Annotated in this window: 15 protein-coding genes and 1 tRNA gene; 6 read left to right on the top strand and 10 right to left on the bottom strand. The window is 55.1% G+C overall.

Annotated features, from left to right (window positions below; genetic code table 11):
• Positions 1 to 199: 199 nt before the first annotated feature.
• Positions 200 to 265 (top strand) — tRNA-OTHER (locus tag OKC28_RS19090).
• Between the two features lie 116 nt (positions 266 to 381).
• Here OKC28_RS19090 and OKC28_RS19085 read toward each other — a convergent pair.
• The 3 genes from OKC28_RS19085 to OKC28_RS19075 all read right to left on the bottom strand — a co-directional run bounded on the left by OKC28_RS19085 (position 382) and on the right by OKC28_RS19075 (position 4,193).
• Positions 382 to 1,074 (bottom strand): exonuclease domain-containing protein, encoded by a 693-nt coding sequence (locus tag OKC28_RS19085; protein WP_270690928.1) that lies wholly within the window; start codon positions 1,072 to 1,074, stop codon positions 382 to 384.
• Positions 1,075 to 1,082: 8 nt separating this feature from the next.
• Positions 1,083 to 2,951 carry a DUF294 nucleotidyltransferase-like domain-containing protein gene (locus tag OKC28_RS19080; protein WP_270690926.1) on the bottom strand — a complete coding sequence of 623 codons (1,869 nt, stop codon included), beginning with the start codon at positions 2,949 to 2,951 and terminating at the stop codon, positions 1,083 to 1,085.
• Positions 2,952 to 3,029: 78 nt separating this feature from the next.
• Positions 3,030 to 4,193 (bottom strand): oligogalacturonate lyase family protein, encoded by a 1,164-nt coding sequence (locus tag OKC28_RS19075; protein WP_270690923.1) that lies wholly within the window; start codon positions 4,191 to 4,193, stop codon positions 3,030 to 3,032.
• Positions 4,194 to 4,452: 259 nt separating this feature from the next.
• Here OKC28_RS19075 and kdgR point away from each other — a divergent pair, with 259 nt between their 5' ends.
• Entirely contained in the window at positions 4,453 to 5,247 is a 795-nt protein-coding gene (gene kdgR / locus OKC28_RS19070; protein ID WP_099992911.1) for a DNA-binding transcriptional regulator KdgR, read from the top strand.
• Between the two features lie 81 nt (positions 5,248 to 5,328).
• On the opposite strand, the gene OKC28_RS19065 is transcribed toward kdgR, so the two are convergent.
• From OKC28_RS19065 to OKC28_RS19035, 7 genes are all read right to left on the bottom strand, one after another.
• Positions 5,329 to 5,859, bottom strand: a complete 531-nt coding sequence (locus tag OKC28_RS19065; RefSeq protein ID WP_059113298.1) for a YgjV family protein — start codon at positions 5,857 to 5,859, stop codon at positions 5,329 to 5,331.
• Between the two features lie 51 nt (positions 5,860 to 5,910).
• Positions 5,911 to 6,672, bottom strand: coding sequence for a 2-dehydro-3-deoxy-D-gluconate 5-dehydrogenase KduD (gene kduD, locus OKC28_RS19060; RefSeq protein WP_021140286.1), 762 nt, complete (start codon positions 6,670 to 6,672; stop codon positions 5,911 to 5,913).
• 80 nt (positions 6,673 to 6,752) lie between these two features.
• Positions 6,753 to 7,589: a 5-dehydro-4-deoxy-D-glucuronate isomerase gene (gene kduI / locus OKC28_RS19055; protein WP_021140285.1), complete on the bottom strand. Its 837-nt coding sequence runs from the start codon at positions 7,587 to 7,589 to the stop codon at positions 6,753 to 6,755.
• A 150-nt stretch (positions 7,590 to 7,739) separates the two neighbouring features.
• The gene (locus OKC28_RS19050; RefSeq protein WP_270690918.1) at positions 7,740 to 7,976 is read right to left on the bottom strand and encodes a hypothetical protein; all 237 of its coding nucleotides are present in this window, start codon (positions 7,974 to 7,976) and stop codon (positions 7,740 to 7,742) included.
• Between the two features lie 8 nt (positions 7,977 to 7,984).
• Positions 7,985 to 8,530, bottom strand: coding sequence for a sodium:solute symporter family transporter (locus OKC28_RS19045; RefSeq protein WP_270690917.1), 546 nt, complete (start codon positions 8,528 to 8,530; stop codon positions 7,985 to 7,987).
• Complete coding sequence (locus OKC28_RS19040) at positions 8,436 to 9,506, bottom strand: sodium:solute symporter family transporter (RefSeq protein ID WP_270690915.1); 1,071 nt, start codon at positions 9,504 to 9,506, stop codon at positions 8,436 to 8,438. The genes OKC28_RS19045 and OKC28_RS19040 overlap by 95 nt, the downstream gene beginning before the upstream one ends.
• Positions 9,507 to 9,612: 106 nt before the next feature.
• Positions 9,613 to 11,406, bottom strand: a complete 1,794-nt coding sequence (locus OKC28_RS19035) for a sodium:solute symporter family transporter (RefSeq protein WP_270690913.1) — start codon at positions 11,404 to 11,406, stop codon at positions 9,613 to 9,615.
• A 400-nt stretch (positions 11,407 to 11,806) separates the two neighbouring features.
• Between OKC28_RS19035 and OKC28_RS19030 the strand changes: the two genes are divergently transcribed.
• The 4 genes from OKC28_RS19030 (at position 11,807) to OKC28_RS19015 (ending at position 14,612) form a co-directional block, all read left to right on the top strand.
• On the top strand, positions 11,807 to 12,778 hold the full coding sequence (locus tag OKC28_RS19030; protein ID WP_270690911.1) for a sugar kinase: 972 nt from the start codon (positions 11,807 to 11,809) through the stop codon (positions 12,776 to 12,778).
• Entirely contained in the window at positions 12,762 to 13,382 is a 621-nt protein-coding gene (locus OKC28_RS19025) for a bifunctional 4-hydroxy-2-oxoglutarate aldolase/2-dehydro-3-deoxy-phosphogluconate aldolase (protein WP_099992919.1), read from the top strand. The genes OKC28_RS19030 and OKC28_RS19025 overlap by 17 nt, the downstream gene beginning before the upstream one ends.
• Before the next feature lie 23 nt (positions 13,383 to 13,405).
• Positions 13,406 to 13,732, top strand: coding sequence for a cupin domain-containing protein (locus OKC28_RS19020; RefSeq protein WP_099992921.1), 327 nt, complete (start codon positions 13,406 to 13,408; stop codon positions 13,730 to 13,732).
• A gap of 151 nt (positions 13,733 to 13,883) precedes the next feature.
• Positions 13,884 to 14,612, top strand: a complete 729-nt coding sequence (locus OKC28_RS19015; RefSeq protein WP_270690908.1) for an oligogalacturonate-specific porin KdgM family protein — start codon at positions 13,884 to 13,886, stop codon at positions 14,610 to 14,612.
• Positions 14,613 to 14,701: the final 89 nt, after the last annotated feature.

Below are 14,701 nucleotides of genomic sequence, written 5' to 3'. Positions count from 1 at the left end.
ACTGCAAAGCAGGAGTTCACGGGGACGTGAATCGACTTGTCATTCAGAGGATACGTCAACATGATTCAGATAGTCAGAAAGCATGTGCATGTGCTTGACATTTCAGAATTTCTCTTTATAAAAGATGTTAAAATCTCATGGCAATAGCTTGAGTCAATTGCGCTGCTTTTATGAACGATGTTAATTTCGTAAGTCCTTGAATGTAAAGGTTATATTTGTGCTGTGATATACAAAAGTGAGGGTTCGAATCCCTCCCTCACCGCCAAATAAAAGAAAAGGGCCTGTCTTGAGACAGGCCCTTTTCTTTTATTTGGCAATAGGAACCTGGTCCCAACTTTGCTCCATCGATAGTGGGTTGGGCAAAGGGGTGTACCTGCGCTGTCACCTCATTAGCTGATGGAGTGAGGCAGGGCGCAGCAGCTTGTATTGGACCAGCAGCAGCTCTGCTGTGGCTACCGCATCTATCAGCGCCTCGTGGCAGGGATAACTGGGCAATCCATGTCGGCTTCTGACCGAAGAGAGGCGCAGATCAGCGGGTATATCCCTGATGTATCGGGTCCGACGGCGCTCGATTTCCAGCGTGTCCAGCCAAGGTAGCGGCAAAGGGGGCAGGCCATGGCGCTGTTGCAGGTAGTGATCGATGAAACGGCGCTCCACCGAGCTGCCATGGGCAAGCAAAATAGCGCCGCTCATGCGTTGAAGCAGCTGATCCATGGCCTGATCCAGACTTTTTCCGGTGGCCAGCAGTTGAGGGACCAGATGGTGGATGATGACGGTATCGGCTTTGACCGGGCAGGGGCTGTCAATCAAGGTCTGTCTTGCGGTTTGCAAGTCGATGCGTCCCTCTGTGATGTCGACCGTGCCGATACTCAAGATCTGATCATCCTGGGGTTGCAGTCCGGTGGTTTCGAAATCCAGCGCCAGCAGGCGGGTCCCGTCCAGGGATGACTCCAGTGCAGTCAGAGGCGCTTGCAGCAGCGCCTTGATCAGTGCAGGAAGTGTCGGCCGTGTCAGATAACGGGCTCTTGCCCGCTCGAGACGCTGGCGGGCAGAGAAGTAGTCAAGACAGCCCATCGGTGTGCTCACTCTTTGATAAAGCGAAATTTTGCAAAATCCTGCAGCTCGCCAATGATGCGAAAGGCATCTTTCAAGTGCTTGCGTTCGAAGCTGCCAAAGCGATCCGGGTCTATGTGATTGTCGGGTTTGAGGCCTTTCTTCAATGCCATGAGTTGGTGGACAAAGCGCACTTTCATGATGAAGCGATAAGCGCCGATGATATTCTTGTAGCTCTCTTCCGAGAGCTGTTGCTGCTCATGGGCGTGGAGGAAACGCGCCTCTGTGCCGTTATGGGTAGACCCGGCGCTGAGTCCGTAAATCCGGGCGAGATCGATGATCAGGGTCAATGCATAGCGCTTGATATTGAGGACCTTGCTGTTGTCGCCATTTTTCTCCAGTACCAGATTCTTGAAGATACCAAGGGGCGGTTGGGTTGAAATGGCATCCCGGGTCAAGGATCGAATGAACGAAGGGTGTGCCTGCACCAGGGAAAACAGATGGTGCTGCAGTTCATCGCATAACGCCATGTTGCCGTGGATGGCTCGCAGTTCGAGGAAGACGCTGGCATTGAGCAGCTTGTCGTATTCGGGATTGGCTATCCACTTGCGGTAGTACTCTTTCCACACCTTCAGAGGCTGGCACCATTTATGGGCGGCAGCCATGAAATGGCCGGAGCAGAGCGGATAACCACAGGCATCGAGCCCGTTGCAGACATACATCGCCAGGTGATTGAAGTAGATCCTGTCGTTGTCGGTGGCGTCATCCGCCAGAATGAGGGCGCTGTCCTGATCCGAAAGCATGTGGACTTCGTTGCGGGCCTGTGAACCGGCTACCACCCAGGCATAGTCGCAAGGGGTCGCTCCCAGTCTGGCTTCTCCCATCTGTAGCAGCCGTCGACAATAGGCATCCATGATGAGTGTCATGACGTTGCCTATGCTCTCTCCTGCCACTTCCCCTTCCACCAAGGCTTCAAAGATGGCCTGACGCTCAACCGTCAGGAGCGCCAGAGCCTCCACGGTTTCGCAATACTTGATCTTCTCGATGAGAAATATCGCCTGAACCCTGTGGTTTTGCACCAGATGGGAAGTGGTCAGCAATCCCAGCACCTGCTGTTCTCGCACAATGGGCAGGCCGCGAATATTGTGCTGCATCATCAGGTAGGCGGCTTTCAGGGTCAGCTCGTCCGGATGAATGGTGATGGGGGCCGGTGTCATTATCTCCCGGATAGGGCGACTGGTGGTCAGCCCTTCGGCGATCACCCGCATTGTCATGTCCCGATCCGTGACGATGCCCATGATCTCTCCCTTCGCCATCACGACGGCGGTGGAGGAGCGGCAGACCATGCGCATCTCCTGGGCCACTTGCTGAATACTCATGTCGGCATCGACCACGGCTATCTTGCCGCTGTTTACCTCGCTGACCCTGCGCATGAAGAGCCCTTTGTCGTTGTCAGACCAGACGACATTGAGGGCCGACTGCAGGCGCTCCCTGGCCTGGGAGGCGAACAGATTGGCGTATTGCGGATACTCTGCCAACAGTTGTTTCAGCTTGCTGTGGGGGATCTGGTAGAGCAGGGTGTTATCGAGCGCTGTCACATTGTAACAATCGGCAGGATTGCCCGGTGTGCTCTCCAAAAACGTGAAGCCGAACAGATCGTCTGGCCCCAGCCGGCCCCTGAGTACGCCATTTTGCATGCGTTGCTCCAGCGATCCGGTACGCACTATATAGAGGTAGCGCTCCGGATCCTCGATGTTGAACGGCAGGCTTTCTCCCTGACCCAGATAGCTTATCTTGACGGTACGGGCGACGCAGTGCTGCAACTGAGGGGGCAGCCTGTCGAAGGGATCTATTCTGGCGATGAAGTCGATGATATTGGGCAGCAATGTCTGGGGCATGATGGCGGCCTTATTGGCATGAAGAGAGGGAGGCACCGTGCCGAGGGCGCCTCCGGGCTATGGGGTTGCCCTGGGTGGTCAGACAGGATCTGCTGGCAGGGTAGCCAGGTAGAGGGCCGGTTTGCCATCACAGTCGGAGGTAAACAATACCTGCCGATCGTCCGGGGTAAAAGAGGGGTGTGGATGGGTCACTTGACGATCCCCCTGAAACACCCGCCAGGAGGTGTTATGGGCAGCCAGCTGATAGTAATACCCCTGGCGTACATCGAAAACATAAAGGAAGGGGTCATTGTTGATGGTGTAACCATGGGTATCCTTCACATCCACAGGCGTGCCGGATCCATCCCCCACCAGCAAGGAGCCGTCGTGGTTGCTCATCAGGTGTGAGCAGGCCGGCATAGCCATGACGGGCTCATCCACCCCACTGTCCGGGTTGAAGCGACGAATGATGCGATCCTGTTGTCCCTTGAGATAGGAGACGTACATCAGGTATGAGCCGTCCGGTACCCAGAATTCGTGAGTGCAGCTCTCACCTTCCAGATGGGATCTCACCTTGCGTACGGCCGAACCATCTTCATTGACCAGCCACATGCGGGCATCGACCAGATCGTGGGGCCCCTCATGGCAGAAGGCGACAGTCTGATCATCGAAGGGGCGATAGATGGGGTGTCCAAGCCAGCCTTGCTCCTCATGAATGACCCTGGTCTCTCCGCTGGCGAGATCGACCCGCAGCAGTCGGCAGTGGGGTTTGGTGTGGTAGAAAGAGTGGAACAGGCTCCAGTCGGTGAGCGGGATCCAGTCCGCCTTGGCAATTTCTATCCCCACCAGCTTGGTACAGTCACTGTTTGCCACCCAGGTACCATAGCCGACCCATTGTTCCGGGACCTGATAGACCTGTGTTTCGACTAGGGTATCCAGATCGACTCTCAGCAGATCCCTGCCATTTTTCACGTAATAGAGAGTGCTGTCATCGGGGGAAAGAAAGCCGCCAAAGGTGTTGTCACCGGCCCCCTCTGTCAGTTGGCGGGCCTGGCCACTGGCCAGGTCCAGCAAGTAGTAGTTCCAGTGACCATCAAACTCGCCGGCGAACAGCAGCTGGCTACCGTCATTGGTAAAACATTTCTGGTAGAAGTAGTTGCGGTGACAGGTTACCTCGGGTGGGGTGAGACGGCAGACAGCCGCACCGGTATCCGGATCCTGGTAGTGGTGATAGGTGAGTGAAACGATCGAACCCTTGGCCATATGTTCCTCTTGCTGGTTAGCATCCAAAGCTGGGCCTGTATGCCCATGATGGATAAATTATAGAAACATCGTTTTAATTTTTATTGACACTGATCACCATAATGAAATGAGAGCGAAGCAACCACAATTAATGTGACGGATATCACAGGGTATGCGTGATCAAAGCATTGTTTTTGTTTATGAATTTTACCCCTTCCTTTGATATGCAAGTCATTTCAAATACAATGAAACAACTAACTCATATTTTTGGAATTTGACTATGTCGGTGATAGATAACTCTCCAGACTCGGTGTCATCCGTCCTTAAGGTGTTTGGCATCTTGCAGGCATTGGGAGAGCAAAAAGAGATAGGGGTGACTGAGCTGTCCCAGCGGATCATGATGTCCAAGAGTACGGTTTACCGCTTTTTACAGACCATGAAAACCCTGGGCTACGTGACCCAGGAGGGGGAAACGGACAAGTACACCCTCAGCCTCAAGTTGTTTGAACTGGGCGCCAAAGCCCTGGAGCACCAGGATCTGATCCCGATTGCAGATGTCCAGATGCACCGCCTCGGCAAGCTGACCAAGGAGACCCTGCACCTGGGGGCGCTGGATGAAGACAGCATTGTCTATCTGCACAAGATCGATTCCGAATATAACCTGCGGATGTACTCCCGGATTGGTCGCCGTCGCCCGCTCTATAGCACAGGGCTTGGCAAGGTGATGATGGCTTGGCTTGAAGAGAGTGAGGTGCGCGCCATGCTGGCCAGTGTCACCTTTGAACGTTTTACCGAACATACCCTGGCCGATGTGGATGCGCTGCTGATGGAGCTCGCTCTGGTGCGCGAGCAGGGTTATGCCGAGGACAACGAAGAGATGGAACATGGCCTGCGCTGCTTTGCCGTCCCCATTTACAACCGCATGGGGCGGATCATCGCCGGCCTGTCACTCTCTCTGCCGGTGGTGCGCTTCCAGGAGGAGAACAAGCAGGCGCTTGTGGCGCAGCTCCATGGGGCAGCAGCCCGTATCTCCGCCGAGCTTGGCTTTCACGATTACCCTTTCCCTGGTGTGTGATGCTGCCCAGATGAATTAAACATCCGGCCCCTGACGTAAGGGGCCGGATTTTTTGTGGCTGCGGGTGACACATGGTCAGAGCTAGGGGGATGAGGTCTCGGCCAGGCCTGCACGACGCTGGCGATAGAGATGGAAGCTGGTATGGCCGTTGAGCACTATCACCAGGCTTTCCAGCATGATGCCACCCCAGGATCCCAGCCAAAGGTTATGAGCAAGCCAGCCGATGCTGCTGGCCAGCATGCAGAGGCGAAGGGAGAGACTCTCGAGTCGGAACAGGGCATAGGTAGTGAGGGTGGTGCCCAGCAGCGGCAGCAGTTGCATTGGGTGAGTCAGCTTGGGCAGTACCAGTAGCCAGCTGGTCACCAGAAAGAAGATCATTACCCCTTTGCCGCGGTAGTAGCCAGATACCAGGGTGCGCACGGCACTGAGGGTGGTGTTGATGGCCGAGGCGGGGGAGCCGAGCAGCAGAAAGTGCATTCCCATCAGCAGACCGTTGAGGGTGAGCTGAGCGCGCAATTGCTTATCCTGACGTTGCAAAAAGGCGCTGGCTCCCATCAGGCAGGCCAGCAGACCGATAAGTTGGGCAAAAAAAGGGTGATCCTGCAACAGCATGATGGGGTGACCGCAAGAGAATAAAAGGCGCCTGACGAGGCGCCCTGAGGGTTAACGGGCGAGCCAGCCGCCATCCACCGCTATGGTGTAGCCATTGATGTAATCGGATGCAGCCGAAGCCAGGAACACGGCCGGCCCCATCATGTCATCCGGGATACCCCAGCGACCGGCGGGAATGCGTTCCAGAATGGCGGCATTGCGATCTTCATCGGCCCGCAGGGCAGTGGTGTTGTTGGTGGCCATATAGCCGGGAGCGATGGCATTGACGTTGATCCCCTGGTTGGCCCATTCGTTGGCCAGCAGTCGGGTGATCCCCATGACACCGCTCTTTGATGCCGTGTAGGAGGGGACTCGGATCCCGCCCTGGTAGGAGAGCATGGAGGCGATATTGATGATCTTGCCTCCCTTTCCCTGGGCCAGGAACTGTCTGGCAACGGCCTGGGACATGAAGAAGACGCTCTTGATGTTGATGTTCATCACGTCATCCCAATCCTTTTCACTGAACGAGATGGCATCTTCACGGCGAATGATCCCGGCATTGTTGACCAGGATGTCGACATGACCGAAACGGGAGACGGCCTGATCAACCAGGGCGGGCAGTTGATCTACCTTGCTGACATCGGCCTTCAGGCTCAGGAAGGCACGGCCTGTCGCAGTAACCTTGGCGATGGTATCGGTTGGCTCGACGATATTGATGCCGACGATATCACAGCCCGCCTGGGCCAGCCCCAGGGCCATGCCCTGTCCGAGGCCAGTGTCACAACCTGTCACTATGGCCACTTTGCCTGTCAAATCAAACGTATTGAGAATCATGGTGTTTCCTCTTGGCCACCACAGGTGGCGTTAGTCGTTGTCACGACCTGGCGCTGGCGATGGCGCCCGGTCGCCCTTGATTAGCGCAGATCCTGGACGGCGACATGATCCATGTCGGCAAAGACCTGGTTTTCTCCCACCATGCCCCAGATAAAGGTATAAGCCTGAGTGCCGACCCCTGAGTGGATTGACCAGCTCGGGGAGATCACCGCCTGCTCGTTGTGAACTACCAGATGGCGGGTCTCATCAGGTTTGCCCATCATGTGGAACACGGCACCATCTTCTTTCATGTTGAAGTAGAAATAGACCTCCATGCGGCGTTCATGGGTGTGACAGGGCATGGTGTTCCACAGATTGCCCTCTTCCAGCTGGGTCATCCCCATCAGCAGTTGGCAGGTTGGCAGTACGTCAGGTACCAGATACTTGTAGATGGTACGGCGGTTGCTGGAGAGCGAGTCCCCCAGGGTGACCGGAGAGGCTTCGGCCTGAGTGACCTTGCGGGTCGGGAAGTGGCTGTGAGCAGGAGCGCTGTTGTAATAGAACTTGGCTGGCTGGGCTGCTGTCACGCTGGCAAAACTGAGCTCACGCGCCCCTTGTCCCACATAAAGCGCTTCGGCATGACCTATCTCATAAGTGGTGCCATCGACCACAACCACTCCGGGCCCCCCGATATTGATCAGCCCCAGCTCGCGGCGCTCCAGGAAATAGCCCACACCAAACGCGGTGCCGAGATCGCCTGAGAAGGCCAGCGGAGCCTGGGCAGGCATGATGCCACCGAACACGATCCGGTCGATGTGGCTGTAAGTCATGGTCAGTTCATTGGGAACAAACACCTGCTCAACCAGAAACTCGCGGCGCAGCCCCTGGGTGTCCAGTTGTTTGGCGTGGTCGCTGTGGATACTCTGACGAATTTGCATATTGAACCTCGATTCCAGGCCGTTGCCGGCATTCATGAAGAGGGGTTAAAACCCCTTCGTTGCAGTGACAATATCAAAACAGAAAAACAGGATCAAATTAAAATAAAACATCGTTTTATGTTTTGTGATGTTGGTTGGTTAATTTATGCATTAGTCAGGCGTCCGCTTTTCTTTATGGGGTGCTGACGTGCGGATTAGTCGTATTTCCCGGCGGGCACTGAGATAAAGGCCCATGCCCGCCAGCAGCACCGCCAGTACGATCAGACCATGGAGGTAGTCTGTGGCGAGCCAGACCAAGGGGGATAGCAGGAAGGAGAGCAACAGCAAGAGGCGGCCGAGCAGCAGGGTCTGGCGTGGATTGCCGAGGGTTATCTCTGACGGCTGCAAAGGCCGCTTCAGGTTGGCAAAAAATCGGCCACTTGACGAGCCCGCTGAGGGGCATACCCTTTGGGTTGATACCAGAGGCGAGTGAGCAAGAAGAAGCCGCAGGTCACCACAAGATGTGCCAGCACTGTCACGGCAAACGTCAGATCCGCAGCCTCTCTGGGGGTGAGTGTCGAGCCACCCAGCCAGGCGGGAAGCTGGGTGGGATGAAAGCCAAGATAGAGACTGGCCGAGACCAGGGTCCCCACCAATACGGTACTCCACCCAGCCCAGTCGGGGGTACGGCGTACTATTACCGCCAGCAGGGCTGGAATGGTCAGCGGCATCTGGACCAAGGAGCTGACCGCCATGACCAGTTCAAAGAAACCGAGCTTGTCTTGCTTCGCGATGGCCCAGGCCAACAAGGTAGCGAGCAAGCCGTTGAGCAGGGTTATCCAGCGTCCCGCCTTGAGTAGTCTGGCTTCACTGTGATGGGGGGCCTGGTAGATGTTGCGGATAAAGATACCGGCATTGCGATTGAGGCCGGTACTCATGGGCGAGATGGTGGCCGCCAGCATGGCGGCCACCATCTCGCCCATGAGTACCGGCTGGCATCATATGGGTGACGAAGTGCAGGTAGGCGCCATTGATCGCTTGCTCTCCCAGCTGAGGATAGCTGCTGCCTAGATCCACCCCCTGGCCTGCGCTGAACCAGGGGGGAATGAACCACATCACTGGCCCTACGATGAATAGCACGCCGGCCAGCCGTGCCGCCTTGCGGGCATCCGGTTCGTTGCGAGTGACCAGAAAGCGGTAGCAGCTGTTGGCATTGTTGGTCGAAACCGTCTGTTGCAGCAGCACCATGGCAACCCATCCCAGCAGTAAAGAACTGTGCGGCATCTCGCTCCCGAGCCAGAAATTGCCAGGAAAGTGCGTGATGAGAGGGCCAGGCCCGTCTGCGAGCCAGAGGGCATAGGCACCAGTGATCAGGGTAATGGCCAGGATAAGCACCAGCTGGATCACATTGGTGGCATTGACGGCCCAGGCGCCGCCGCTGGCGGAGATAAGGGTAATGAACAGACCTGTGACCAGCAGGGTAGGAACAATGTCAATGCCGCTGATGGCCGAGATGATATAGGCCAGCCCGTTGAGCCAGATGGCGGCCGTCAAGGTGGAGAGTGGAAACTGCAGCCAGGTAAAAAGGCGTTCGGTAGGGTGGCCAAAGCGCTGGGCAATGACATCCATTGGGGTCTCTACCCTCAACTTGCGGTAGCGGGCAGCGAAGAAGCGGGCGGCAATGAAAAAGCCCAGGGCATTGCCCCAAAAGAGGGCGAGGATGGCGACACCGTCAGTGAATGCCTTGCCTGCTGCCCCGGTGAAGGTCCAGGCTGAAAACTGGGTCATGAAGGCGGTGGCCCCGGCCATCCACCAGGGCATGGCATTGCCTCCGTTGATAAAGTGGTGGCTGTCGAGGGCGAACCGGCGAAACCCGAATGCCGCCAGTACGATAAAGATGAAGTAGCCGATGACGATGGCAAAATCGATGAGCTCCATGGCAGTAGGCCTGCTTGCAGTAAATAGAGAGGAAGGGTGGGCTGGTGGTGAAAACGGAAAAGGGCGCCTTTGGAAAGGCGCCACGGATAACGGTTTGAGGGATGGATCATGAGGCCGAGCGGCTTGCCATGCTCGGTTTGAGTATGAGTTTAGCCTGCGGCAAGGCCCCTGCACTTCGTTTGAGCAGGTAACCGACCAGCAGGATTGCGCCCGCACAGGCGGCGAACAGCAGACGACCCCAGAGCGGGTTGGGTACCAGTACCATCAGCATCAGACCGGCGCCCATCATCAAGGTGATATGGCCCAGCTTGCTGCGTTGCAGGCGGTCAAACTCATCCTGCTCATCATCGGCAACTACCGGAGTTTCCAGCGCCACGAAGAAGTCGGCGGTGCGCTGACGCTCTTTTGCCGTGAAGGACTCTTCTTTATAGAAAAGGCTGGTAGCCCAGAAGAAACCACCGGTCAGGATCAGATGAGCAGCTACCGTGATGGTGGTGGTCAACTCGGACAGCTCGCGAGCGGTCAGAGTCACGCCGAACAGGCTGGCGCCCCACTGGGCGGTGAACACATTCATTACCAGCCAGGAGACAAACATGCCGAAGCAGACAGTGCCCCAGGCTGCCCATTTCGGGGTTCTGCGAATGAACATACCAAAGAAGAGCGGCACCAGCATGGGGGATTGCAGCAGGGTGGCGACGCGCATGGTCAGGTCAAACAGGCTCAGTCCCTTGAGCTGTGCAAACAGTTGGGCGATGAGGATTACCAGAATGCCGTTGATCAGTGTAACGCCCTGGCTAAGACGTAGCATGTTGGTCTCGCTCATGGGCTTGTTGCGGCAAATGATCGGTGCCCAGAAGCTGCGCACGAAGATCCCGGCGTTGCGGCACAGTGCTGAATCCATGGAAGACATCGTTGCGGCAAACAGACCGGCTACCAGCAGACCTATGGTGCCCAGAGGCATGTACTTCTCGGCAAACACCAGATAGACAGCATCACTTGCCTTGTTGCCCAGCTCGGCGTGAGCAGCGGCGGCATCCGGCACCATGATGGCCATGGCCCAGGGCGGGATAAACCAGATCAGTGTGCCGCAGATCATCAAGCCCATGGCCAGCAGTGCGGCTTTGCGGGCATTGTTGGAATCCTTGGCGTTGAGGAAGCGATAGGAGTCCTGGATGTTGTTGATGCTCTGCATCTGCTTGACGATGAAGAAGAGGAAAGAGCCCACCAGCAGCACCCCATAGTTCATATCCGGCCCCATGATGAAGTCGGTCGGGAACTTGGTGATGATCTCGTCCGGTCCGCCAACGGCAAACAGGGCAACCGCAGCGCAGGCGACCGAGATGACGGCGACCACCAGAGTCTGCACGAAATCACTGGCGACCACCCCCCAGGCACCGCTCAGCATGGAGATAAGCAGTACTGAGAGACCGGTCACCCAGATGGTGGTTGTCATGTCATAACCAAACACGGCACCGACAAAGATGGCTAGGCCGTTCAACCAGACACCGCCACTGAGGATGCTCAGGGGGATGATGGCCCAGGTAAAAAACTGCTCGTTGGTCTTGCCAAAGCGTTGTTCGATAGCCTCGGTCGGGGTATCCACCCGCATCTGGCGAAAACGATGGCTGAACCACCAGTAAGAGAGGATATAAGCCGCGATATTGCCAAGAAACACAAAGGTAACGGCAAAACCATCGGTAAAAGCCTTGCCCGCCGCACCGGTAAAGGTCCAGGCGGAAAACTGGGTCATGAAGGCGGTCGCCCCCACCATCCACCAGAGCATGCGGCCACCACCACGGAAGTAGTCACTGCTTGATTTGCTCGCCATCTTTTTGAAGGCAACACTGATGAGGATCATCAGTATGAAATAGCCTCCCACCACCAACATATCTATGTTCATAAGTTCACTCACTCATGGCAGTCCAGGGTAATCCTATCCTCATCAGAAAAAAGATGAGTTGCTGACAGGCGCATTTTTCAAAAAAACGTTTCAAAAAAACCTTAAACAATTCGATGGTTCATTTTAGAAACGCCGTTCCAAAAAAATAGTGACGTAATTCCCAAAATCCTCACGGTGAAGGTAGCCATGCTGCCAATTGGGAGCTGGATCGTGTTTTGAAAAGGCGGTTCATTTTTCTGTTTGCATAAAAGCGTGCTGTTGTGGCAGCCCCTTTCGATCCTTTACAACAGATGTCAGCGAAGATTTGCGCATTGTCACAAAAAATTGAAATGCAATTTCAATTGTTTTGACTTGGTTGTTTTCAGTCATAAGATGGAAGCACTACCAGAAGGGGGAGCCTATGGCTGTCAAAATTGCCGTGATTGGCGAATGCATGGTTGAGCTGGCGCAGCGCAGCACAGGCATGACGCGTGGTTTTGGAGGGGATACCCTCAATACGGCTGTCTATTTGAGTCGCGTCAATCCGGCGTTGACCGTGCACTACGTAACAGCCCTGGGGACTGACAGCATGAGCCGTGACATGCTGACCCAGTGGCAAAAAGAGGGGATACACACAGATCTGGTGCAGCGCAGGGCAGACAAGTTGCCCGGGCTCTATCTCATCGAAACTGACAGGAGCGGTGAGCGCACCTTTCACTACTGGCGTAGCGATGCCGCGGCCCGTTACTGGTTACAAGGCGATGCGGCCTTGCAGGTATGCCAGCAACTGCCTCAGTTTGATTACCTTTATCTGAGCGGCATCTCACTGGCCATACTGGACGAAGCCGACCGCCACAAGCTGTTCGCCTTGTTGGCCGAATGTCGCGCCGGGGGAACCAGAATCCTGTTTGACAACAACTATCGCCCTCGCCTGTGGCAGAGCCAACATGCGGCACAAGCAGCCTATGGCACCATGCTGGCACTGACTGATATCGCTTTCCTGACACAAGATGATGAAGATGCACTGTGGGGCCTCGCCTCGCCAGAAACCGTGTTGGCACGGACCCGTCAGGCAGGAGTGGGGGAGGTAGTCATCAAGCGGGGAGCCGAGCCATGCCTGATCCTGCAGGGTGATCAGCAATACAGTGTGGCTGCCATGCCCCTTGCCAAAGACGCTGTGCGCGATACCACAGCGGCAGGTGACTCCTTCAGCGCCGGTTACCTCGCCATGCGTCTGGCAGGTCAGAGTGCCGTGGCGGCGGCTCATTATGCTCACCAGCTGGCCGGGACTGTGATCCAGTACCCCGGCGCCATCATTCCGGCGGCCGTCATGCCGGTCGCACCTTTGTCTTCTGCCCTATCCAGTGAGGTTCACCATGTCAATATTGCTTGAAAAACTCTCGACCCTGAAAATCATCCCAGTCATCGCCATCAAGGAGGCCGATGACGCCGTGGCCCTGGGCAAGGTGCTGATTGAAAACGGTATGCCCAGTGCCGAGATCACCTTTCGTACCCCGGCGGCAGCCCAGGCCATCGCCCATCTGCGTGAAGCTTACCCTGATATGGTGATTGCAGCGGGAACTGTGCTGACCACGGATCAAGTGGATCAGGCTATTGCTGCCGGGGTTGATTTCATCGTCAGCCCGGGTTTGAACCCGCGTATCGTTCAATATTGTCAGGCCAGAGGGGTAACCATGATCCCGGGGGTAAACAGCCCGAGTCTGGTGGAACAGGCGATGGAGCTGGGGCTGCGCCATCTCAAGTTCTTTCCAGCAGAGGCATCCGGTGGCCTGGCCATGCTCAAGGCCATGAGCGCCGTCTATCCGGTACGCTTCATGCCCACCGGTGGCATCAGCCCGGACAACGTACAGGTTTACCTCTCCCTTGAGTCAGTATTTGCTTGTGGTGGTACCTGGATGGTGCCGACCGATCTCATCGATCGTCGCCAGTGGGACAAGATAGGCGAGCTGGTGAAAGCCGCCGTGGCTGCCTTGTAAACGGAAAAGCAGGATGGAATACCATGTTTGTCATCAATGAAGAGTGTGACCTGGATGATCTGGGGAACGGAGTAAAACGCAAGATCCTGGCACATGCCGGTGGCCTGATGTCGGTGGAAGTACATTTTGAGCACGGAGCCGTGGGGCCCTTGCACAACCACCCCCATGAGCAATTGACTTATGTGTTGTCCGGGGTATTTGACTTCACCATAGGGGAAGTGACCCGTCAGGTGCGTGCCGGTGACACCTTGTATAAGCAACCTAATATTATTCATGGCTGTGTTTGTCGCGAAAAGGGGGTATTGCTGGATATATTCACTCCGCAACGGCAAGATTTCTTGAAATCCTGAAGCATGACAAGCCATCCATCACGGATGGCTTTTTAATGAGTTAAGAAAACAAAAAAAGAAACGCTGTTTTGATTTTGTGTTCCAGATCTAAAAATTATATTTTCAACTCGGTATTATTATGTTGTAACCAACAATAATCAGCGAGATGACCATGAAACTGACTAGCACCTCCACCCTGTTTACCCTGATCTCTTTACTCGGCGCCGGTTCACTTGGTGCGACCACGCTGGATTATCGTCATGAGTACCTTGACGATACAGAGCAGCATGCCGATCGGGCCCGGGTCTCCCACCGATTTGATAATCAACTGGGTTTTGCCGTGGAAGCAAAATGGGGTTCAAAGGCCAGCACGGGCGAGAGCAATCTATTTGAAAACAACTATGCCAAAGGCCATGAGTTTGAACTCAATTACCAGTACAAGGTTGGCCAAAAACTCACGCTATCGCCCGCCTTCGTGCTTGATTCATCATCTTCTTCAACCACTTACAAAGCACAACTGAAAGGGACTTACCAGCTTACCGACAAGTTGTACGGTGCGGTCAGATACCGTTATGGCTTACAGAACTACACCTCTGTGAGCACAGGTGATCGCCACTTCAATCAGGGTAACTTCCAGCTCGGTTACCAGTTTGGATGGGGCAAGGTTGAATATGATTTTGAATATAAGGATACCAATTACCCAAGCCTGCGCGGCAAGGATAATACCTATTTGCATAATCTGGTGGTACAGGTGCCAGTCAATAAAGAGTGGGTACCTTACGTTGAATTAGGATATGTACCTTATCGCAATGATGCCAAAGGTGGCTATGAGAGTGGTGCTGTAAAGTATGACAATGATTTTCAAGTCCGATATCGCATGGGTATAAAATATAATTTCTAAATTTCGTCTGTTCTAAATAGCTGTTCCGAATAGTAGATCACCGGAGGAAGGGAACTCAGTCCAGTTTGTGCGATCTGATTAGTCGCTAA

Origin of the sequence: Aeromonas sp. D3, from assembly GCF_027705025.1 — a bacterium.
In the GTDB taxonomy this organism is placed as follows: Bacteria; Pseudomonadota; Gammaproteobacteria; order Enterobacterales; family Aeromonadaceae; genus Aeromonas; species Aeromonas salmonicida.
The sequence above is the reverse complement of the archived record's forward strand: the minus strand, read 5'-3'. Positions and strand labels throughout refer to the sequence as shown.

Excerpts from the sequence above, each read along its gene's own strand:
- OKC28_RS19085 (WP_270690928.1), bottom strand. The coding sequence starts at position 1,074 with ATGGGCTGTCTTGACTACTTCTCTGCCCGCCAGCGTCTCGAGCGGGCA.
- OKC28_RS19080 (WP_270690926.1), bottom strand. The coding sequence starts at position 2,951 with ATGCCCCAGACATTGCTGCCCAATATCATCGACTTCATCGCCAGAATA.
- OKC28_RS19075 (WP_270690923.1), bottom strand. The coding sequence starts at position 4,193 with ATGGCCAAGGGTTCGATCGTTTCACTCACCTATCACCACTACCAGGAT.
- kdgR (WP_099992911.1), top strand. The coding sequence starts at position 4,453 with ATGTCGGTGATAGATAACTCTCCAGACTCGGTGTCATCCGTCCTTAAG.
- OKC28_RS19065 (WP_059113298.1), bottom strand. The coding sequence starts at position 5,859 with ATGCTGTTGCAGGATCACCCTTTTTTTGCCCAACTTATCGGTCTGCTG.
- kduD (WP_021140286.1), bottom strand. The coding sequence starts at position 6,672 with ATGATTCTCAATACGTTTGATTTGACAGGCAAAGTGGCCATAGTGACA.
- kduI (WP_021140285.1), bottom strand. The coding sequence starts at position 7,589 with ATGCAAATTCGTCAGAGTATCCACAGCGACCACGCCAAACAACTGGAC.
- OKC28_RS19045 (WP_270690917.1), bottom strand. The coding sequence starts at position 8,530 with ATGCTGGCGGCCACCATCTCGCCCATGAGTACCGGCCTCAATCGCAAT.
- OKC28_RS19040 (WP_270690915.1), bottom strand. The coding sequence starts at position 9,506 with ATGGAGCTCATCGATTTTGCCATCGTCATCGGCTACTTCATCTTTATC.
- OKC28_RS19035 (WP_270690913.1), bottom strand. The coding sequence starts at position 11,406 with ATGAACATAGATATGTTGGTGGTGGGAGGCTATTTCATACTGATGATC.
- OKC28_RS19030 (WP_270690911.1), top strand. The coding sequence starts at position 11,807 with ATGGCTGTCAAAATTGCCGTGATTGGCGAATGCATGGTTGAGCTGGCG.
- OKC28_RS19025 (WP_099992919.1), top strand. The coding sequence starts at position 12,762 with ATGTCAATATTGCTTGAAAAACTCTCGACCCTGAAAATCATCCCAGTC.
- OKC28_RS19020 (WP_099992921.1), top strand. The coding sequence starts at position 13,406 with ATGTTTGTCATCAATGAAGAGTGTGACCTGGATGATCTGGGGAACGGA.
- OKC28_RS19015 (WP_270690908.1), top strand. The coding sequence starts at position 13,884 with ATGAAACTGACTAGCACCTCCACCCTGTTTACCCTGATCTCTTTACTC.